Origin of the sequence: Pseudomonas migulae NBRC 103157, from assembly GCF_002091715.1 — a bacterium.
GTDB classification, from domain to species: Bacteria; Pseudomonadota; Gammaproteobacteria; order Pseudomonadales; family Pseudomonadaceae; genus Aquipseudomonas; species Aquipseudomonas migulae_A.
Window position 1 is genome coordinate 29,544 of record NZ_BDAG01000006.1, and the last position, 20,969, is coordinate 50,512.

Below are 20,969 nucleotides of genomic sequence, written 5' to 3' on the forward strand. Positions count from 1 at the left end.
TATTGGTCTAAAGTCCGGGTGGCAACGTTACGGTATTTCTGGTGGACTGGTGTTGCCGCTTTGAAAAGATCGCAGGGAGTTGTCACAGCCCGGTCACCTGGCGGTTCTACAGTAAGCACACAACCTGATGAGGAGACAGGCCATGTCCTTGCAACACAGCAGCGATGACAAGATTCAAGTGATCCGTACACAGCCAGATCAGTCTCTGGGTTGCTCAATCATTGACGAAAAAGGCCGCGAAGTACCGATCACTGAAAACATGATCCAGGACGCCTGCCGCGAACTGGAGAAGCGATTGGTCAAGCCTGCCAAACAAGATTGATATAGCCACCGTCTTCTTGACCCGGCCCCTGATGGCCGGGTTTTTTGTGGGTGCTGATCCAGAATTGTGGTGCGGCGATTCGCGGGCAAGCCCGCTCCCACATTGGATCTCCGGTGAATACAGTTGCTGTTTCCAACGGAGATCTAACGTGGGAGCGGGCTTGCTCGCGATTGGGCCAACCGGTTTTTCAGACAGCCGAAGCGCCCAACGCCGCCACGATCTTCAGCAACTCAGGCGAATCCCCCTCGACCCGCACCTGCAGCCCATCAATCTCCCGCCGCGATGGATAGTGCTTACGCAGCGCATCAAACGCCGCACGCTGTTCACTCACACTGCCTACAAGACTGCGACGGAAATCCGCGTCGTCTCGGCGCGGGTCGTACACGCCCCGGCACAGCATCGCCAACGCCCAGGCCGGATCGCTGTCAGCGTGCAAGGTCACTTGCGACAACCAGGGCGCCGGCAGCAAGTCACTCAGACTGATCTGCGCCGGTTGCCCGAGAAAATCGCAATACGCCTGATAGATCTGCGCCGTTCCACGCTGTTTGCCGTCGAGGCTGTAACCGGCAATATGCGGTGTCGCCAGCACGCAGAGTTCGGCCAGTGCCACGTCGACTTCGGGCTCGCCTTCCCAGACATCCAGCACCGCTTGCAGGTCTTCGCGTTGCAGCAGCACTTCGCACAGGGCGGCGTTATCCACAACAGGGCCACGGCTGGCATTGATCACCCAGGTGCCAGGCTTGAGCTGGTTCAAACGGTTTTTGTCGAACAGATGCCAGGTCGTTCCGGCGCCGTGTTTCTTCAGCGGTGTGTGCAGGCTGATGACATCACACTGCTCGATGATCTGCTCGAGGCTGACGAAATCCCCGCCTTCGGCGGCTTGCCGAGGCGGATCGCAGACCAGCACGTTCCAGCCCAGCCCTTGCAGGACCTTGACCAGTCGACCGCCCACTTCCCCTGCCCCCACCACGCCGTAAGTGCGCCGGGTGAGGTCGGCGCCTTCAATTTCGGCGAGGGTCAGCAAACTGCCCAGCACATAATCGACCACGCCACGGGCATTGCAGCCGGGGGCGCTGGACCAGGTGATACCGGCCTGCTGGAAGTAATCGAGGTCCAGGTGATCCGTGCCGATGGTGCAGGTGCCGACGAACCGCACCTTGCTGCCTTCGAGCAGCGAGCGATTGACGTTGGTCACCGAACGCACCAGCAGCACATCGGCCTGTTCGACGGTGGCGCGGTCGATGGAACGTCCCGGTACCCGGCGGATTTCGCCGAAACCTTCGAAGAAGGCATCGAGCAGCGGAATATTTTCGTCGGCAACAATCAGCATGGGCAGGCTCCTTTGGCGGATCGGCAGTGTAGGCGGAGATGACGTCCAGCGCCTAGCATCTATCCCGCGTAGGAGCTGCCGAAGGCTGCGATCCTTTGACTTTGTTTTAAAAGCAAAGTCAAAGGACCGCAGCCTTCGGCAGCTCCTGCACGGTAACTGTGGATTTGAGCTTACAAAACGCTAACACAGGACTTTTCCTGACCACTGCGTCAAGGCGTAGAATGCGCCGCCTCGCGCCTCAAAATCTCTGGACGTTTCGCCCTTGAATTCCGTAACTGACCGCCCCGCCGCCATTTCCCTCAACCGCCCGGCCCGGGTTCGCCTGGAGCTGAAAAACCTGCTCGGTCTGGCGCTGCCGATCATGATCGCGCAGCTTGCCACCACCGCAATGGGCTTCGTCGATGCGGTGATGGCCGGCCGCGTCGGGCCACGGGATCTGGCGGCGGTGGCATTGGGCAACTCGATCTGGGTCCCGGTGTTCCTGCTGATGACCGGCACCCTGCTGGCCACCACGCCAAAAGTCGCCCAGCGCTTTGGTGCCGGCACGCACAGCGAGATCGGCCCGATTGTCCGTCAGGCGCTGTGGCTGGCGTTGGTGGTGGGTTTGATGGCGACGGGCATGCTGTTCAGCGCCGAGCCGATCTTGCACATCATGAAGGTCGACCCCGAACTGATCGGCCCGTGCATGCAGTACCTGCACGGGATCGCCAGCGGCTTGCCCGCCGTCGCGCTCTACCATGTGCTGCGCTGTTTCAGTGATGGACTGGGGCGCACACGCCCGGCCATGGTGCTGGGGCTGTGCGGTCTGGCGCTGAACATTCCACTCAACTACGTCTTCATTTATGGCCACTTCGGTGTGCCGGCCATGGGCGGTGTCGGTTGCGGCTGGGCCACGGCGATTGTGATGTGGGTGATGGCGCTGGGCATGGCCGGCTGGGAACGCTGGGCGCCGGCGTATCAGTCGAGCCAGTTGTTCAGCCGTTTCGACTGGCCGCAATGGTCGGTGATCAAACGCCTGCTGGGCATTGGCCTGCCGATCGGCATCGCAGTGTTCGCCGAGTCGAGCATCTTTGCTGTGATCGCTTTGCTGATCGGGAGCCTCGGCGCCACGGTGGTGGCCGGGCATCAGATCGCACTGAATTTCAGCTCGCTGGTGTTCATGATCCCCTACTCCCTGGGCATGGCCGTGACGGTGCGCGTCGGTCAGGCGCTCGGTCGTCAGGAACCCCGTGAAGCACGCTTCGCCGCCGGTGTCGGCATGGGCACGGCGCTGGCTTATGCGTGTATTTCGGCGAGCATGATGTTGTTGCTGCGCGAGCCCATCGCAACGATCTACACCGCTGATCCGACGGTCATTCGCGTAGCCGCGATGCTGATCGTGTACTCGGCGCTGTTCCAGTTTTCCGACGCGATCCAGGTCACCGCGGCCGGCGCGTTGCGTGGCTATCAGGACACGCGGGTGACGATGATCCTGACGCTCTTCGCGTACTGGGGCATTGGTTTGCCGGTGGGTTACGCGCTGGGCCTGACCGACTTGTTCGGCGCACCGAGCGGCCCGAGCGGGTTGTGGCAAGGTTTGATCGTGGGCCTGAGTTGCGCCGCGCTGATGCTGTCGATCCGCCTGACGCGCAGTGCACGCAAGCGGATCCGCAACGGGCTGAGTTAACCCTGTGGGAGCCAGCCTGCTGGCTACCACAGTGGTTTTTTGGGTCAATCGGACTTCTTGCGGATCCAGTAGAGGTAGGTGCCTGCCTCTTCGTGCTGCGCGACCAGTTCGTGGTCAAGGAACACACAGAACTTGGGAATGTCACGACGGGTCGACGGATCGGTGGCAATCACCTTGAGCAGGCCGCCGGGCGTCAGGTCACGGATGTGCTGGTGCAACATCATCACTGGTTCCGGGCAGTTGAGGCCGGTGGCGTCGAGGGTGCCGTCTACCGGCGTATCAAGCATTTCACTCATGATTCACTCCTGAAACTGGCCGGCATTGTCGCGCATTGCCGGGTGAACAGTCATCTGTGGCATCACGCAATCCCTGTAGGAGCCGGCTTGCTGGCGATCCAGACGTCGCGGTGATTCAGATACACCGCGTAACGCGCTATCGCCAGCAAGCCGGCTCCTACAAAATTGCGGGGCGTCAGCGGGATTTCGGTTTCTTCACATCGAGACGGCGCAGGTGGCACGTCACTTCTTCCCGGTCGTGATACAGCTGCTTGCAGCCAATCTCGACCCGGATCCCGCGCTCCTTGAAACCCTCGGCAATGCGCTCCAGCAAGCGCTTCACTTCAGCGTAACGCTGTTTCATCGGCAGTTTGAGGTTGACCACCGCTTCGCGGCAATGGCCCTCGCCGATCCACTCTTCGAGCATCGCGGCGTTGCGCGCCGGCTTCTCGACGATGTCGCAGACCATCCAGTCCACCGGCTGGCGGGGCTTGTAGGTGAAACCGTCGGCCATCAAATGCTGCACCAGGCCAGTGTCCATCAGGCTTTCCGCCATCGGGCCGTTGTCGATGGCGGTCACCAGCATGCCGCGATTGACCAGTTGCCAGGTCCAGCCGCCAGGTGCCGCGCCGAGGTCGACGCCAGTCATGTCGCTGTGCAGGCGCTCGTCCCACTGGTCGCGCGGGATGAAGTGGTGCCACGCCTCTTCCAGTTTCAGGGTCGAACGGCTCGGTGCCTCGCGGGGAAACTTCAGGCGCGGAATACCCATCGGCCACATGGCCGAGTTGTTCGACTCGGCCAGGCCCATGAACACTTCGCGACCGCTTTTGAACGTCAGCAACAGGCGCGGCTTGTTCGCGTCTTCCACCAGTTTGCCGGCCGCCATCAGTGCCTTGCGCAGGTGCACTTCGAACTTCTTGCAGAAGTTCGACAGTTCCTTGCCATCATTGGTATCGACCATTTCCAGCCACAGGCTGCCGCACAGCGGGAAGTCCACCATGTGCGCGAGGATCACGCTGATACGGTCGGTTTCCGGCAGGTCGATGAAAATTCCTCGCGCCCACTGACGCGGAAAGATCAGATCGGCAAAACGCTGACCGCGCATCAGGCGCTCGGCACCGTCTTCTTCGGTGCAGATGAATTCGGCGCAGGCGCTGGCGGTTTTGGCCTTGGCATAACCGGCAACGTTCAGCCGCGCAGCGTGTTCGGAAATCTCGGAACAAACTTCGCCTTCGAAGCCCGGCCGGCAATGCATAAAGAGGGTGTTCATTCTTACTCCTGGGCAGTTGGCGAAGAATTCAGCCACTGCGCGATGCCCAGGCTTGCGATGAAGCAAAGCCTGTCACGAAAACCGGCGCATGATAGCCGAGTTCGGAACCCTGGACCTTGCCATAGAGTCCAGTTATTAGCTTTAACGTTCAAACGGGGCTAGGTTGAAAGCTCTGTCCGTCCCCTCAGTCCGTAGCCGTGCGGACTCAAAGGAGTGATCGCAATGCCGTCCCTCGATAGCCTGAAAACCCTTAAAACCCTGCAAGTCGACGACAAGACCTACCATTATTTCAGTCTGCCCGACGCCGCCCAAAGCCTCGGTGATCTCGACCAACTGCCGATGTCATTGAAAGTGCTGCTGGAAAACCTGCTGCGCTGGGAAGACGAAAAAACCGTCACCGGCGCCGACCTCAGGGCGATTGCCGCCTGGCTCAAGGAGCGCCGCTCCGATCGCGAAATCCAGTACCGCCCTGCCCGGGTATTGATGCAAGACTTTACCGGCGTGCCCGCCGTGGTCGACCTGGCCGCCATGCGCGCCGCCATGGCCAAGGCTGGCGGCGACCCGCAGCGGATCAATCCGCTGTCGCCGGTGGATCTGGTGATCGATCACTCGGTGATGGTCGACAAGTTCGGCAGCGCAAGCGCCTTCGGACAAAACGTCGACATCGAAATGCAGCGCAACGGCGAACGTTATGCCTTTCTGCGCTGGGGCCAGAGTGCCTTCGACAACTTCAGCGTCGTGCCCCCGGGCACCGGGATTTGCCACCAGGTCAACCTCGAATACCTCGGCCGCACCGTCTGGACCAAAGATGAAGACGGCCGCACATACGCCTTCCCCGACACGCTGGTCGGCACCGATTCCCACACCACCATGATCAACGGCCTCGGCGTGCTCGGCTGGGGCGTCGGCGGGATCGAAGCGGAAGCGGCGATGCTCGGCCAACCGGTGTCGATGCTGATTCCGGAGGTGATCGGCTTCAAACTCACCGGCAAGTTGAAAGAAGGCATCACTGCCACCGACCTGGTGCTGACCGTCACACAGATGCTGCGCAAGAAAGGCGTGGTCGGCAAATTCGTCGAGTTCTATGGCGACGGTCTTGCCGACCTGCCGCTGGCTGACCGCGCGACCATCGCCAACATGGCCCCGGAATATGGCGCCACCTGCGGCTTCTTCCCTGTGGATGACGTGACGCTGGAATACCTGCGCCTGTCCGGCCGGCCGCTGGAAACCGTGAAACTGGTCGAGGCCTACAGCAAGGCGCAAGGTCTGTGGCGTCTGCCGGGCAAGGAGCCGGTGTTCACCGACAGCCTGGCGTTGGACATGGGCAGCGTCGAAGCCAGCCTCGCCGGACCGAAGCGCCCACAGGACCGGGTGTCGCTACCCAATGTCGCGCAAGCGTTCAGTGATTTCCTCGGACTGCAGTTCAAGCCCACCAGCAAGGAAGAAGGTCGCCTGGAAAGTGAGGGCGGTGGCGGCGTCGCGGTGGGTAACGCGGATTTGGTCGGTGAAACGGACTACGAGTACGACGGCCAGACCTATCGCTTGAAAAATGGCGCGGTGGTGATCGCCGCCATCACCTCGTGCACCAACACCTCCAACCCGAGCGTGATGATGGCCGCAGGGCTGGTGGCGAAGAAAGCCGTGGAGAAAGGCCTCACGCGCAAACCATGGGTCAAGAGTTCGCTGGCCCCAGGCTCGAAAGTGGTCACCGACTACTACAAGGCCGCAGGTCTGACTCAGTATCTGGATCAACTCGGTTTCGACCTTGTCGGTTATGGCTGCACCACCTGCATCGGCAACTCAGGGCCATTGCCGGAGCCGATCGAAAAAGCCATCCAGAAAGCCGACCTGACGGTGGCCTCGGTACTGTCGGGCAATCGCAACTTCGAAGGTCGTGTACATCCGCTGGTGAAAACCAACTGGCTGGCATCACCACCGCTGGTGGTCGCTTATGCATTGGCCGGGACTGTGCGCATTGATATCAGCAGCGAACCGCTGGGTAACGACAAGGACGGCAATCCGGTTTATCTCCGGGACATCTGGCCAAGCACCCAAGAAATCGCCGATGCGGTGAATCAGGTCAACACTGCGATGTTCCACAAGGAATACGCCGAAGTGTTTGCCGGCGACGAGCAATGGCAGGCAATTGAAGTGCCGCAAGCGGCGACGTATGTCTGGCAAGACGATTCGACTTACATCCAGCATCCGCCGTTTTTCGACGACATCGACGGCCCGCCGCCCGAAGTCAAGGATGTCGCGGGTGCCCGGGTCCTCGCGCTGCTCGGCGACTCGGTGACCACTGACCATATCTCCCCGGCCGGCAACATCAAGTCCGACAGCCCGGCGGGCAATTACCTGCGCGAGAAAGGCGTGGAACCCCGGGACTTCAACTCCTACGGCTCCCGTCGCGGCAACCATGAGGTGATGATGCGCGGCACCTTCGCCAACATCCGCATACGTAACGAAATGCTCGGCGGCGAGGAAGGCGGGAATACGATTTACATTCCCACCGGTGAAAGAATGGCGATCTACGATGCGGCCATGCGTTATCAAGCGTCGGGCACGCCGCTGGTGGTAATCGCCGGGCAGGAATACGGCACCGGTTCGAGCCGTGACTGGGCCGCCAAGGGCACCAATCTCTTGGGTGTGAAAGCGGTCATCGCCGAAAGCTTCGAGCGGATTCACCGTTCCAACCTGGTGGGCATGGGCGTGTTGCCGCTGCAGTTCAAACTGGATCAAAACCGCAAGAGCCTGAACCTGACGGGCAAGGAAACGCTGGATATTCTGGGTTTGACGGGTGTGGCGTTGACGCCGCGGATGAACCTGACGCTCATCATCACCCGCGAGAACGGCAGCCGCGAGAAAGTCGAGGTGTTGTGCCGGATCGATACGCTCAATGAAGTGGAGTACTTCAAGTCGGGAGGGATTTTGCATTACGTGTTGCGGCAGTTGATTGCGTCGTGACTGCCTGCTGACAAAAGACACCGCCTTCGGGCGGTGTTTTTGTTTGTGGGGTGTTCGTCTCTATAATCGCCGCGCTTTAAATCCCTTGCAGGAGCAAGCTTGCTCGCGATGAGGCCGACATCTCCAACATAAATGTTGCCAGACACTCCGCTATCGCGAGCAAGCCCGCTCCCACATAGACCGAGCAACTCGCAAAATCCGACTCAAGGACTTCAGATGCTTGCTTTGCCATGGACCTTGCTGGTCCTGCTCTCTCTCGGTTACGGCCTGGCATTGACCTACGGCCGCCTCGGCTGGCTGGCGCTGATCTCGGTCGCATTGCTATTGACCGCCGGTTTCGCCGCACGCCAACAGCACATCCGCATCGGCCGCTACCTCGGCCACGCGCTGTTCATTTTCATGGCCCTCGCACTGGCCATGCACTGGCTCCCCGGTTTCTACAACGGCCGCGGCATCAATCCGCAACGCTTCACCGACGATGCCGTGATGTTTTCCATGTACCTGAATCTGGACAAACCGCTGATCGGCTTCTGGCTATTGCTGTTCTGCCCGTGGATTGTCGGCCGACGTTCGCTGCGGCTTGGCATTTATGCCACCGCGCAGGGGCTGACACTGAGCAGCGTGTTGGCATTGGGCGGCGCGCTGTTGTTGGGCGTGATCGTTTGGGCCCCCAAATGGCCTGATCAGGCCTGGTTGTGGCTATTCAACAACCTGTTACTGGTGACCCTCGTGGAAGAAGCGCTGTTTCGCGGCTACATCCAGGGCGGTCTGAGCCGACACTTCAAACACCTGCCTTATGGCGAAAACCTCGCACTGCTGCTCGCCTCGCTGTTGTTTGGACTGGTGCATCTGGGTGCCGGCTGGCAATGGGTGTTGCTGGCGAGCCTGGCGGGTGTCGGCTATGGACTTGCCTACCGTTTCGGCGGGTTGGGGGCGGCCATCGCCACGCATTTCGGCTTGAACCTGCTGCATTTTGGACTGTTCACGTATCCAATGCTGGCGGGCTGACGCAACGGTCATTTTGCGACACACCGCCGATTATTGAAAAATAATTTCAATAAATTCCTGACAGTGCCGACAACCTCTCAAAGCCTTGCGGATTGAAAAAGCCATGCGTAACAACCAGCCTATTACACAACGCGAACGGACCTTCCCGGCTCAGCAACGGTTGATTTCCACCACCGATGCCAAGGGCGTGATCACTTACTGCAACGACGCGTTCGTCGACATCAGTGGGTATTCCCGCGAGGAACTGATCCGTGCACCGCACAACCTGGTCCGTCACCCCGACGTACCGGCCGCGGTGTTCGCGCACATGTGGGGCACACTGAAACAAGGCTTGCCATGGATGGGCATTGTCAAGAATCGCTGCAAGACCGGTGACCACTACTGGGTCAACGCCTACGTCACACCGGTTTTCGAAGGCAACCAGGTCGTCGGTTACGAGTCGGTGCGGGTCAAGCCCACCGCCGAACAGATCCAGCGTGCCGAAGCGCTCTATCAACGCATCAACCAGGGCAAGTCAGCGATTCCTTCCTCCGATAAATGGCTGCCGGTGCTTCAGGACTGGCTGCCGTTCATCCTGGTCAGCCAGCTGAGCTTCATGATCGGTGCCACGCTCAACTCTCAGTGGGGCTTCGCCCTGGCCGCGGGCCTTTCGGTGCCGTTGGGCCTGCTGGGGTTGAGCTGGCAACAGCGCGGTCTCAAGCGCTTGCTGCGCCTGGCCGAGCAGACCACGTCCGACCCTCTGATCGCGCAGATGTATACCGACAGCCGTGGCGCTCAAGCACGTCTGGAGATGTCGATCCTCAGTCAGGAAGCTCGTCTGAAAACCTGCCTGACCCGTCTGCAGGATACCGCCGAACATTTGAGCGACCAGGCGAAACAGTCCGACACCCTGGCTCACAGCAGCTCCACCGGCCTGGAACGCCAACGCGTCGAAACCGAACAAGTGGCCACCGCCGTCAACCAGATGGCCGCTACCACACAGGAAGTTGCCAGCCACGTACAACGCACCGCTGACGCGACTCAGGAAGCCAATCGCCTGACCGGTCGCGGTCGTGACATCGCCGGGGAAACCCGCGAAGCCATCCAGCGTTTGTCGGAGGTGGTCGGTGAAACCGGGCTGACCGTGACCCAACTGGCCAAGGACAGCGACGAAATCGGCGGCGTGGTCGACGTGATCAAAGGCATCGCCGACCAGACCAACCTGCTGGCGTTGAACGCGGCCATCGAAGCGGCCCGCGCCGGTGAGATGGGTCGTGGTTTTGCGGTGGTGGCGGACGAAGTTCGTCAACTGGCGCAACGCACCAGCGAATCCACCGGGCAGATTCACGCCCTGATCGCCAAGCTCCAGCAAACCGCGAGCACGGCGGTGCAAACCATGGAAGCCGGGCATCGCCAGGCCGAAGAAGGTGTGGCGCGGGTCCTGGAAGCGGATCAGGCGTTGGTGGGGATCAGCGAAGCGGTGGCCAACATCACCGACATGACCACCCAGATCGCGGCCGCGACCGAAGAGCAAAGCTCGGTGGCCGAAGAAATCAGCCGCAACATCAGCAACATCTCGCAACTGGCTGACCAGACGTCGGAACAGGCACAGCACTCGGCGTTGTTGAGTGAAGAGCTGACGAAGACGGCGAATACTCAGTATTCGCTGGTGGAGCGGTTTAATCGCTGATTGATGCTGGAAAGACAAAAAACCCGGACGGCGAAAGCTTCCGGGTTTTTTATTGCCAATCTGAAAGTGATGGTATCTGGCAGACCGTTATCGCGAGCAAGCCCGCTCCCACACTTGATCGTTGTCGGACACAAAACGTGTGTCCACTGAAGATTTAATGTAGGAGCGGGCTTGCTCGCGAAGAGGCCCTGACTGCCACCACACATCTCACTGAAGAAACGCAGCAACCTTCCCCGCCGCAGCCGCCAAATGCTGCTCATGCGTAAACCCCGAAGCCTTCAACGGCTTCAAATCATGATCCCCCGCCGCCAGCCAAAACACCTCAATGTTCGCTGACAACGTGTAAGCCTCGACCGCCTCACGATTCCCCAGCGCGTCCCGCTCGCCTTGCACAATCAGCGTCCGCGTTTTCAACCCGGCCAGATGCTCGACCCGAGGCTTTTCCGGTTTACCCACGGCGTAAAACGGATACCCCAGACACACCAATGCATCCGCCCCCAACTCATCAGCCAGCAAACTCGCCATCCGCCCACCCATGGACTTGCCGCCAATAGCCAAACGCCCAGTGACATGGCGTCGCACCAAGGCATACACCTCACGCCAGCATTCCAGCAGTTTCGGCGCCGGGTTCGGGGGACGCTTGCCACCATCGACACGCCGTTGCGCCATGTACGGAAACTCGAAGCGCAACACGTTGACGCCCAGCGCAGCAAGGCGCGCGGCCATGTCGTTCATCCAGGCGCTGTCCATCGGCGCCCCGGCGCCATGGGCAAGGATCAACGTCGCCGATGCTGGCCCTGCAGCGGCATTCCACATCCATCCATGATCCTGCACACACCGCGCCCATTGATCCCCGTCAATACTGGCCTTGTGCTCTTTGTCCATGCTTGCCTCGCTTTTAGTCTGCCTATAACTCCAGGCGAAGGGAGCGCCAGTCTTTCGCGGCTAACTCGCAAAGACGGGCCTTCACTTCGGCTGAACCGTGGATGGGGAACCATGAACACTTCTATCAGTACCGCCTACAACTACAAGGTGGTCCGCCAATTCGCCATTATGACGGTGGTGTGGGGCATCGTCGGCATGGGGCTCGGGGTTTTTCTCGCGGCCCAATTGGTCTGGCCTGAACTCAACTTCGATTTGCCGTGGACCAGTTTCGGCCGGTTGCGCCCACTGCACACCAACGCGGTGATCTTCGCGTTCGGCGGTTGCGCCCTGTTCGCCAGTTCGTTCTATTCGGTGCAACGCACCTGCCAGACACAGCTGTTTGCGCCGAAAATCGCCGCGTTCTGCTTCTGGGGCTGGCAACTGGTGATCCTGTTGGCGGCGATCAGCCTGCCGCTGGGTTACACCAGCTCCAAGGAATACGCCGAACTGGAATGGCCGATCGATATCCTGATCACCATCGTCTGGGTCGCCTACGCCGTGGTGTTCTTCGGCACGATCATGCAACGCAAGACCAAGCACATCTACGTCGGCAACTGGTTCTTCGGTGCGTTCATTATCACCGTGGCAATCCTGCACATCGTCAACAACCTTGAACTGCCGGTGAGTTTCACCAAGTCCTACTCGGTGTACGCCGGTGCGACCGATGCCATGGTTCAGTGGTGGTACGGGCACAACGCCGTAGGCTTTTTCCTCACCGCCGGTTTCCTCGGGATGATGTACTACTTCGTGCCGAAACAGGCCGAGCGCCCGGTGTATTCCTATCGCTTGTCGATCGTGCACTTCTGGGCGCTGATCACCCTGTACATCTGGGCCGGCCCGCACCACTTGCACTACACCGCGCTGCCGGACTGGGCGCAGTCGCTGGGCATGGTGATGTCGCTGATCCTGCTGGCGCCAAGCTGGGGCGGGATGATCAACGGCATGATGACGCTCTCGGGCGCCTGGCATAAGTTGCGCAGCGACCCGATCCTGCGCTTCCTCGTGGTCTCCCTGGCCTTCTACGGCATGTCGACTTTCGAAGGTCCGATGATGGCGATCAAGACCGTCAACGCCCTCTCCCACTACACCGACTGGACCATCGGCCACGTACACGCCGGCGCTCTGGGCTGGGTGGCGATGATTTCCATCGGCGCGCTGTACCACATGATCCCGAAAATCTTCGGTCGTGCGCAGATGCACAGCATCGGCCTGATCAACGCGCACTTCTGGCTCGCGACCATTGGCACCGTGTTGTACATCGCGTCGATGTGGGTCAACGGCATCGCCCAGGGCCTCATGTGGCGTGCAGTCAACGAAGACGGCACGCTGACCTACTCCTTCGTCGAAACCCTGGTGGCCAGCCACCCAGGCTTCGTCGTGCGACTGGTGGGCGGTGCGATCTTCCTCAGCGGCATGTTCCTGATGGCTTACAACACCTGGCGCACCGTGCGGGCCTCGCAGCCTGCCGAAGTCGCCGCTGCCGCGCAGATCGCCTGAGGAGTCCGCCATGAAACACGAAACAATCGAAAAAAACGTCGGCCTGCTGATGCTGCTGATGGTTCTGGCCGTGAGCATCGGTGGCCTGACCCAGATCGTCCCGCTGTTCTTCCAGGACGTGACCAATAAACCGGTGGAAGGCATGAAGCCCTACACCGCGCTGCAACTGGAAGGTCGCGACATTTACATCCGCGAAGGCTGCGTTGGCTGTCACTCGCAGATGATCCGTCCGTTTCGCGCCGAGACCGAGCGTTACGGTCACTACTCGGTGGCCGGGGAAAGTGTCTGGGATCACCCGTTCCTGTGGGGCTCGAAACGTACCGGGCCGGACCTGGCCCGTGTCGGCGGCCGCTACTCCGAAGACTGGCACCGCGCGCACTTGTACAACCCGCGCAACGTGGTGCCGGAATCGAAGATGCCGGCCTATCCATGGCTGGTGGCCAATCAGCTCGACAGCAGCCACACCGAAACCAAGATCAAGGCGATGCGCACCCTCGGCGTGCCGTACACCGATGCCGACATCGCCGGCTCGGTCGAATCGCTCAAGGGCAAGACCGAAATGGACGCGCTGGTCGCCTACCTGCAAGTGCTCGGCACTGCCATCAAGAGCAAGAGGTGAGCCATGCCCTTTGAAATAATGAGCGTAATGAGCAGTGGATTGATTCGCGGCCTGGGCACGGTCGTGGTGTTCGTGGCCTTCGTCGGCCTGACGCTGTGGGTGTTCAACGGCAAGCGCAATCCGGAATTTGCCGAAGCGCGCCTGCTGCCGTTCGCCGATGAGCCACAACCCGATAGCACCCAAGAATCTGAAGCAAGGAGTACCCGGTCATGACCACTTTCTGGAGTACGTGGATCTGCGTACTGACCATCGGCAGCCTGATCGGCCTGACCTGGCTGCTGATCGGCACCCGCAAGGGCGAAACCAAGGGCAGCGTCGACCAGACCATGGGCCACAGCTTCGACGGCATCGAGGAGTACGACAATCCGCTGCCACAGTGGTGGTTCATGCTGTTCGCCGGCACGCTGGTGTTTGCCGTGGGTTACCTGATTCTCTATCCGGGCCTGGGCAACTGGAAAGGCGTCCTGCCGGGGTACGAGGACGGCTGGACCGGCGTTCACGAATGGGAAAAGGAGATGAACAAGGCTGACGCGAAGTTCGGACCGATCTTCGCCAAATTCGCCGCCATGCCGGTGGAAGAAGTGGCCAAGGACCCGCAAGCGCTGAAAATGGGCGGTCGCCTGTTCGCCTCCAACTGCTCGGTGTGCCACGGCTCGGATGCCAAGGGCGCTTTCGGCTTCCCGAACCTGGCCGACAGCAACTGGCGCTGGGGCGGCGACGCCGAGATGATCAAGACCACGATCATGGGTGGACGCATGGCGGCGATGCCGGCCTGGGGTGAAATCCTCGGTGAAGCCGGCGTGAAAAACGTTGCAGCGTTTGTGCGTCATGAACTGGCCGGCCTGCCATTGCCGGCTGGCGACACCGCCGACCTGCAAGCCGGACAGCAAGCGTTCAGCACCACTTGCGTAGCCTGTCATGGGGCAAACGGCAAGGGCACTGAAGCCATGGGTGCGCCGAATCTGACGCAACCGGCCGGGTTCATTTACGGTACAAGCCTGGCGCAACTGCAACAAACCATTCGTCATGGCCGCCAGGGCCATATGCCGGCGCAGAATGAACTGCTCGGCAACGATAAGGTGCAACTGCTGGCCGCTTATGTGTACAGCTTGTCTCACGGTGTGAATACAGAGCGTTTGCAGGCGCAAGGCAAAAGCGAATAGTTCTTGACCCCTCTACTGCCGCATTCTCCCCGGATGCGGCAGTTCCCTACCCCTTTGCGACCCATTGTCGCACCCTCCGTTAGTCCTCCTTTCGATTCCCCGGATTCGGGTCTAAGCTTGCTCCGATGCGGACTGGCATGAGCCGGTTCCAGGTCGACCCAACCCGATGTGTTCGACGAATCTGCTCGATGACAAGCCGCAAAGGCTGGTAGATACCGGCTGTCGTGCCAATTGCCATCGGTCACCCGCTCGTTGCGTTTGAACACACCCCGTTACATCTGACCTGACCCTCTCACCATTTTCGTTCACTGCGACATTTTGTCCGAGGGCGATTTTGTCCTTACGCGGCGCATGGAAAGGCCGCAGAATCAGCTTTTGAAAGCATTGACCCAGGTCATGGCGCGTTGCAATGACCCCCTGCTTTCTCCATACTTGCGGCCGATTTTTACTCCTAATAAAACACCCAAACCGTGGAACCTTAGAATGAGCACAGCAATCAGTCCGACTGCTTATAACTATAAGGTAGTCCGCCAGTTCGCCATCATGACGGTGGTCTGGGGGATCCTTGGCATGGGGCTCGGTGTCTTCATCGCCTCGCAACTGGTCTGGCCGGAGTTGAACTTCGGCCTGCCGTGGACGAGCTTTGGACGCCTGCGCCCGCTGCACACAAACCTGGTGATTTTCGCCTTCGGTGGTTGTGCACTGTTTGCCACTTCTTATTATGTCGTGCAGCGAACCTGCCAAACGCGACTGATTTCCGACAGCCTCGCGGCCTTCACCTTCTGGGGTTGGCAAGCGGTAATCGTCGGCGCCATCGTTACCTTGCCGCTGGGTTACACCACCACCAAGGAATACGCTGAGCTGGAATGGCCCCTGGCTATTCTGCTGGCCATCGTCTGGGTTACTTACGGTCTGGTGTTCTTCGGCACCATCACCAAGCGCAAAACCAAGCATATCTATGTGGGTAACTGGTTCTACGGTGCCTTCATCGTTGTGACTGCGATGCTGCACATCGTCAACCACGCCTCCCTGCCAGTCAGCTTCTTCAAGTCCTACTCGGCCTACTCGGGTGCGACGGACGCGATGATCCAGTGGTGGTACGGCCACAACGCGGTCGGTTTCTTCCTGACCACCGGTTTCCTGGGGATGATGTACTACTTCGTTCCGAAGCAGGCCGAGCGTCCGATCTACTCCTATCGCCTGTCGATCGTGCACTTCTGGGCGCTGATCACCCTGTACATCTGGGCCGGTCCGCACCACTTGCACTACACCGCACTGCCGGACTGGGCTCAGTCCCTGGGCATGGCGATGTCGATCATCCTGCTGGCTCCGAGCTGGGGCGGCATGATCAACGGCATGATGACCCTGTCGGGCGCCTGGCATAAGCTGCGCACCGACCCGATCCTGCGCTTCCTGGTGGTATCGCTGGCGTTCTACGGCATGTCGACCTTTGAAGGTCCGATGATGGCGATCAAGACCGTCAACTCGCTGTCGCACTACACCGACTGGACCATCGGCCACGTACACGCCGGCGCTCTCGGCTGGGTAGCAATGATCTCGATCGGCGCGATCTACCACATGATCCCGAAACTGTTCGGTCGCGCGCAGATGCACAGCATCGGCCTGATCAACGCGCACTTCTGGCTCGCGACCATAGGTACCGTTCTGTACATCGCTTCGATGTGGGTCAACGGCATCACCCAGGGTCTGATGTGGCGTGCAATCAACGACGACGGCACCCTCACCTACTCGTTCGTTGAAGCGCTGCAAGCCAGCCACCCTGGTTTCATCGTTCGCGCCCTGGGCGGTGCGTTCTTCGCCAGCGGCATGCTGTTCATGGCCTACAACGTATGGCGTACCGTACGTGCCTCGAACCCGGCTGAAGCCAAAGCTGCTGAACAGATCGCTGTAGTTGGAGCTCACTGATGAAGCATGAAGCAGTCGAGAAGAATATTGGCCTGCTGGCCTTCTTCATGGTTATCGCCGTCAGCGTCGGCGGCCTGACCCAGATCGTTCCGCTGTTTTTCCAGGACGTCACCAACAAGCCGGTGGAAGGCATGAAGCCGCGCACCGCCCTTGAACTGGAAGGCCGCGACATCTACATCGCCAACGGTTGTGTCGGCTGCCACTCGCAGATGATCCGCCCGTTCCGTGCTGAAACCGAACGTTACGGCCACTACTCGGTCGCCGGTGAAAGCGTCTGGGACCACCCGTTCCTGTGGGGTTCCAAGCGTACCGGTCCGGACCTGGCCCGTGTCGGCGGTCGTTACTCCGATGACTGGCAGCGTGCGCATTTGTACAACCCGCGCAACGTCGTGCCCGAGTCGAAAATGCCGGCCTACCCGTTCCTCGTGGAAAACAAGCTCGACGGCAAAGACACCGCCAAGAAAATGGAAGTCTTGCGCACGCTCGGCGTCCCTTACACCGACGAAGACATCGCCGGCGCCAAGGATGCTGTGAAGGGCAAAACCGAAATGGACGCGCTGGTGGCCTATCTGCAAGGCCTGGGCACCATCATCAAAAGCAAACGGTGATTTAGATGGATATCGGGATGATTCGTGGCCTGGGCACCGTTGTCGTGATGGTGGCCTTCATCGGTCTTGCTTTGTGGGTATTCAGCCCCAAGCGCAAGTCGGAGTTTGAAGACGCGACCTTGCTGCCTTTCGCGGATGATCCCGAAGCCATCAAGCACGTCGAGCAAGCTTCTAGGAGTAACAAAGAATGACTACGTTCTGGAGTCTGTACGTCACAGTCCTCAGTCTCGGCACCATCTTCGCCCTGACCTGGCTGCTGCTGTCCACCCGCAAGGGCCAGCGCAGCGAAGCCACCGAAGAGACGGTTGGCCACTCCTTCGACGGGATCGAGGAGTACGACAACCCACTGCCGAAATGGTGGTTCATGTTGTTCGTGGGCACCATCATCTTCGCCCTGGGCTACCTGGTGCTGTACCCGGGCCTGGGCAACTGGAAAGGCCTGCTGCCAGGTTACAACTACCTGGATAACGAGAAGCAGACCGCGTTCGCCAACGGCCAGAGCGGCTGGACCGGCGTTCACGAATGGGAAAAGGAAATGGCCAAGTCGGACGCCAAGTTCGGTCCGATCTTTGCCAAGTTCGCTTCCATGCCGATTGAAGAAGTCGCCAAGGACCCGCAAGCCCTGAAGATGGGTGGCCGCCTGTTCGCCTCCAACTGCTCGGTCTGCCACGGCTCCGACGCCAAGGGCGCTTATGGCTTCCCTAACCTGACCGACGCCGACTGGCGCTGGGGCGGCGAAGCGGAAACCATCAAGACCACCATCATGGGTGGCCGTCATGCGGTCATGCCGGCGTGGGCTGAAGTGATCGGCGAGCAAGGCGTGGCGGACGTTGCTGCGTTCGTCCTGACCAACCTCGATGGCCGCAAGCTGCCGGAAGGCACCAAAGCCGACCCGGCTGCCGGGCAGAAACTGTTCGCTGCCAACTGCGTGGCCTGCCACGGTCCGGCCGGCAAAGGGACGCCAGCAATGGGCGCACCTGACCTGACCCACCCGGCGGCGTTCATCTACGGTTCGAGCTTCGCTCAACTGCAGCAGACCATCCGTTACGGCCGTCAGGGCCAGATGCCTGCGCAAGAGCAGCTGCAAGGCAACGACAAGGTTCACCTGCTGGCCGCTTACGTCTACAGCCTGTCTCACGGTGAGAAAGCTCCGGCGCAAGATGCTCAGTAAGCTGATCGCCTGATACAAAAAACGGCCCCGCCAATGAGAATTGGCGGGGCTTTTTTTATGGTTTTTTCCTATAGGAGCCGGCTTGCTGCGGACGGCGTTCCGACGATGGATTTAAACGCGCCGCGTTAATCCAGACAGCACGCGTAATCGTTAACGTCCATCGCCAGCAAGCCGGCTCCTACAGTTTCGAATTGGGTGAACCCGATCCCATGTAGGAGCCGGCTTGCTGGCGATGGCGGTGGGTCAGGCAACGATGTGTTGACGGGACGGACGCTATCGCCAGCAAGCCGGCTCCTACACGGGGTCGGTGGACAAATCCGGAATGAGGTAACGGGGTCACCTAAGAGCCAGGTGCTTTAAGGCCGCCTCGGCGGCTCTGGCTGTGGTCGCCCCCTCGAGAGGCCGAGTGGAGGTTCTGCTCAGTGGGCAACCCGGCATGGATGGCCGATGGCGGCGGGCCCACGGAGCAGGACCGGAGCGAGGCACCGAACGAAAGGGGCAAAAGCGCTTGGTTACTTGGCGCTTCTCCAAGTAACTCGCCGTAAGGGCGAAACCGTCAGCAGCCGTTGCCGCAGAAACGGATAAATACACGCCAAACATAAGGTCGCCATTGCCGGAACGCCGTCCACAGCAGGCCGATTCCTACGGGTTACTGAGCTACCTTTGTTTACCGGAACTCCTTGAAGAATCTTTTTTATCGTTGCCCCGAAACGCGGCAGGCACAAGGTTGGGGAGGTAAATTTTTCACATAGGACTTAATCATGAATGACGCTCCAGATACGCCCCCAAAAAATGCCCCACCAAAAGAACATAATCCTGGCTACAACAACGAATCCAGCATTGTTGAACGTCTACGGATGCCTGAAGACAGCATCGACTTCAACCCTGAGCGAGCAGTCATCATCAGCAGGCCATCGGAGATTGACTCCGCCCACACCTGAAAAACCGTCCATAATTTCACCAGTCAATTGATTCAAGTCATTACACCGTCGATTGATTTCCACCAACGTGACCAAAGGTCGCACCCGTTCGCTGCCGCTACCGGCGTATCATTGCGCCACTGCAACACCCTTTTTGACCGCGGTCGGCATGTACTGACCGAGGCATTTTTCCACTGCCGTGGGATGCAACCGATGAGCAACCAGATTCCGGTACACGACGTTACCCCGCCAGCCAAAAACGCGAACAACAGCGTCGACCTCTACGCCTCTCGAGAAAAGATCTACACCCGCGCCTTCACCGGCCTGTTCCGCAACCTGCGGATGATGGGTGGTGCCTTTTTGTTTCTGTTGTATTTCGGCACGGTGTGGCTGAACTGGGGTGGTCATCAAGCCGTCTGGTGGAACCTGCCGGAGCGTAAATTCTTCATCTTTGGCGCCACCTTCTGGCCCCAGGACTTCATCCTGCTTTCGGGCATTCTGATCGTCAGCGCCTTCGGCCTGTTTTTCATTACCGTGTACGCCGGTCGCATCTGGTGTGGCTATACCTGCCCGCAGAGCGTGTGGACGTGGATTTTCATGTGGTGCGAAAAGGTCACCGAAGGCGACCGCAACCAACGCATCAAGCTGGACAAGGCGCCGATGAGTGCCAACAAGTTCCTGCGCAAATTCAGCAAGCACGCGATGTGGCTGTTGATCGGCTTCGTCACCGGCATGACATTCGTTGGCTACTTCTCACCGATCCGCGAACTGACCCTCGACTTCTTCACCGGCGAGGCCGATGGCTGGTCGTATTTCTGGGTCGGTTTCTTCACCCTTGCCACCTACGGCAACGCCGGCTGGTTGCGCGAACAAGTGTGCATTTACATGTGCCCGTATGCGCGTTTCCAGAGCGTGATGTTCGACAAGGACACGCTGATCGTTTCCTACGACCCGCGTCGCGGTGAAAGCCGCGGCCCGCGCAAGAAAGGCATCGACTACAAGGCCCAGGGCCTGGGCGATTGCATCGACTGCACCATGTGCGTCCAGGTCTGCCCGACCGGTATCGACATCCGCGACGGCCTGCAAATCGAGTGCATCGGCTGCGCCGCGTGCATTGATGCCTGCGACAGCATCATGGACAAGATGGATTACCCGCGCGGCCTGATCAGCTACACCACCGAGCACAACCTGTCCGGGCAAAAAACCCATAAACTGCGCCCGCGCCTGATCGGCTACGCCGCTGTATTGCTGGCGATGATGGCGTTGCTGGCGACGGCGTTCTTCATGCGTTCGCTGGTCGGTTTCGACGTCAGCAAAGACCGCGTGCTGTACCGCGAGAACGCCGAAGGCCGGATTGAAAACGTCTACAGCCTGAAGATCATGAACAAGGATCAGCGCGACCACACCTACGTGCTGGAAGCCGCCGGCCTGCCGGATCTCAAGCTGCAAGGCAAACGCGAGATCAAGGTCGCCGCCGGAGAGATTTTCAGCCAGCCGGTGGAACTGTCCATCGCCCCGGAAAAACTGCCATCGAGCACCAACGAGGTGAAATTCATCCTCAAGGATGCCGATGACGAAAGTATCCACGTTGAAGCCAAGAGCCGGTTCATCGGCCCACAAATTCGTTGAGAGAAGTG

At 59.9% G+C, this 20,969-nt stretch carries 19 protein-coding genes; 15 read left to right on the plus strand and 4 right to left on the minus strand.

Annotation, left to right across the window (positions count from 1 at the left end; all coding sequences use genetic code 11):
* Positions 1–142 precede the first annotated feature (142 nt).
* Complete coding sequence (locus PMI01S_RS06630; RefSeq protein ID WP_017337549.1) at positions 143–322, plus strand: PA1571 family protein; 180 nt, start codon at positions 143–145, stop codon at positions 320–322.
* Positions 323–509: 187 nt separating this feature from the next.
* On the opposite strand, the gene pdxB is transcribed toward PMI01S_RS06630, so the two are convergent.
* Positions 510–1,652 carry a 4-phosphoerythronate dehydrogenase PdxB gene (gene pdxB / locus PMI01S_RS06635; RefSeq protein WP_084318600.1) on the minus strand — a complete coding sequence of 381 codons (1,143 nt, stop codon included), beginning with the start codon at positions 1,650–1,652 and terminating at the stop codon, positions 510–512.
* A gap of 262 nt (positions 1,653–1,914) precedes the next feature.
* On the opposite strand from pdxB, the gene PMI01S_RS06640 reads away from it, so the two are divergent.
* On the plus strand, positions 1,915–3,318 hold the full coding sequence (locus tag PMI01S_RS06640; RefSeq protein ID WP_084318602.1) for an MATE family efflux transporter: 1,404 nt from the start codon (positions 1,915–1,917) through the stop codon (positions 3,316–3,318).
* A gap of 44 nt (positions 3,319–3,362) precedes the next feature.
* On the opposite strand, the gene tusA is transcribed toward PMI01S_RS06640, so the two are convergent.
* The gene (gene tusA, locus PMI01S_RS06645) at positions 3,363–3,614 is read right to left on the minus strand and encodes a sulfurtransferase TusA (protein WP_084318604.1); all 252 of its coding nucleotides are present in this window, start codon (positions 3,612–3,614) and stop codon (positions 3,363–3,365) included.
* A 175-nt stretch (positions 3,615–3,789) separates the two neighbouring features.
* Positions 3,790–4,863: a 23S rRNA (cytidine(2498)-2'-O)-methyltransferase RlmM gene (gene rlmM, locus PMI01S_RS06650; protein ID WP_084318606.1), complete on the minus strand. Its 1,074-nt coding sequence runs from the start codon at positions 4,861–4,863 to the stop codon at positions 3,790–3,792.
* Between the two features lie 222 nt (positions 4,864–5,085).
* Between rlmM and acnA the strand changes: the two genes are divergently transcribed.
* From acnA to PMI01S_RS06665, 3 genes are all read left to right on the plus strand, one after another.
* A complete protein-coding gene (gene acnA, locus PMI01S_RS06655) occupies positions 5,086–7,827 on the plus strand; it encodes an aconitate hydratase AcnA (RefSeq protein WP_084318608.1) in 2,742 nt (913 codons plus the stop codon).
* Positions 7,828–8,043: 216 nt separating this feature from the next.
* Positions 8,044–8,835 (plus strand): CPBP family intramembrane glutamic endopeptidase, encoded by a 792-nt coding sequence (locus PMI01S_RS06660; protein ID WP_084318610.1) that lies wholly within the window; start codon positions 8,044–8,046, stop codon positions 8,833–8,835.
* Positions 8,836–8,938: 103 nt separating this feature from the next.
* The gene (locus PMI01S_RS06665; RefSeq protein ID WP_084318612.1) at positions 8,939–10,504 is read left to right on the plus strand and encodes a methyl-accepting chemotaxis protein; all 1,566 of its coding nucleotides are present in this window, start codon (positions 8,939–8,941) and stop codon (positions 10,502–10,504) included.
* A gap of 207 nt (positions 10,505–10,711) precedes the next feature.
* Here PMI01S_RS06665 and PMI01S_RS06670 read toward each other — a convergent pair whose 3' ends face one another.
* Positions 10,712–11,389, minus strand: a complete 678-nt coding sequence (locus PMI01S_RS06670) for an alpha/beta family hydrolase (protein ID WP_084318614.1) — start codon at positions 11,387–11,389, stop codon at positions 10,712–10,714.
* A 111-nt stretch (positions 11,390–11,500) separates the two neighbouring features.
* Between PMI01S_RS06670 and ccoN (PMI01S_RS06675) the strand changes: the two genes are divergently transcribed.
* From ccoN (PMI01S_RS06675) to ccoG, 10 genes are all read left to right on the plus strand, one after another.
* Positions 11,501–12,925, plus strand: a complete 1,425-nt coding sequence (gene ccoN / locus PMI01S_RS06675; RefSeq protein WP_084318615.1) for a cytochrome-c oxidase, cbb3-type subunit I — start codon at positions 11,501–11,503, stop codon at positions 12,923–12,925.
* Positions 12,926–12,935: 10 nt separating this feature from the next.
* Positions 12,936–13,544, plus strand: a complete 609-nt coding sequence (ccoO, locus tag PMI01S_RS06680; protein WP_008028522.1) for a cytochrome-c oxidase, cbb3-type subunit II — start codon at positions 12,936–12,938, stop codon at positions 13,542–13,544.
* Positions 13,545–13,547: 3 nt separating this feature from the next.
* On the plus strand, positions 13,548–13,757 hold the full coding sequence (locus PMI01S_RS06685; RefSeq protein ID WP_084318617.1) for a cbb3-type cytochrome oxidase subunit 3: 210 nt from the start codon (positions 13,548–13,550) through the stop codon (positions 13,755–13,757).
* Positions 13,754–14,707, plus strand: coding sequence for a cytochrome-c oxidase, cbb3-type subunit III (ccoP, locus tag PMI01S_RS06690; protein WP_084318618.1), 954 nt, complete (start codon positions 13,754–13,756; stop codon positions 14,705–14,707). The genes PMI01S_RS06685 and ccoP (PMI01S_RS06690) overlap by 4 nt, the downstream gene beginning before the upstream one ends.
* 483 nt (positions 14,708–15,190) lie before the next feature.
* Positions 15,191–16,633, plus strand: coding sequence for a cytochrome-c oxidase, cbb3-type subunit I (gene ccoN / locus PMI01S_RS06695; RefSeq protein WP_084318620.1), 1,443 nt, complete (start codon positions 15,191–15,193; stop codon positions 16,631–16,633).
* Positions 16,633–17,241 (plus strand): cytochrome-c oxidase, cbb3-type subunit II, encoded by a 609-nt coding sequence (ccoO, locus tag PMI01S_RS06700; protein ID WP_010456412.1) that lies wholly within the window; start codon positions 16,633–16,635, stop codon positions 17,239–17,241. The genes ccoN (PMI01S_RS06695) and ccoO (PMI01S_RS06700) overlap by 1 nt, the downstream gene beginning before the upstream one ends.
* Positions 17,242–17,246: 5 nt before the next feature.
* A complete protein-coding gene (locus tag PMI01S_RS06705; RefSeq protein WP_003175465.1) occupies positions 17,247–17,432 on the plus strand; it encodes a CcoQ/FixQ family Cbb3-type cytochrome c oxidase assembly chaperone in 186 nt (61 codons plus the stop codon).
* The gene (gene ccoP, locus PMI01S_RS06710; protein WP_084318622.1) at positions 17,429–18,412 is read left to right on the plus strand and encodes a cytochrome-c oxidase, cbb3-type subunit III; all 984 of its coding nucleotides are present in this window, start codon (positions 17,429–17,431) and stop codon (positions 18,410–18,412) included. The genes PMI01S_RS06705 and ccoP (PMI01S_RS06710) overlap by 4 nt, the downstream gene beginning before the upstream one ends.
* 761 nt (positions 18,413–19,173) lie before the next feature.
* Positions 19,174–19,353, plus strand: coding sequence for a hypothetical protein (locus tag PMI01S_RS30940; protein WP_139273000.1), 180 nt, complete (start codon positions 19,174–19,176; stop codon positions 19,351–19,353).
* Positions 19,354–19,545: 192 nt separating this feature from the next.
* Positions 19,546–20,961, plus strand: coding sequence for a cytochrome c oxidase accessory protein CcoG (gene ccoG / locus PMI01S_RS06715; protein WP_084318624.1), 1,416 nt, complete (start codon positions 19,546–19,548; stop codon positions 20,959–20,961).
* Positions 20,962–20,969: the final 8 nt, after the last annotated feature.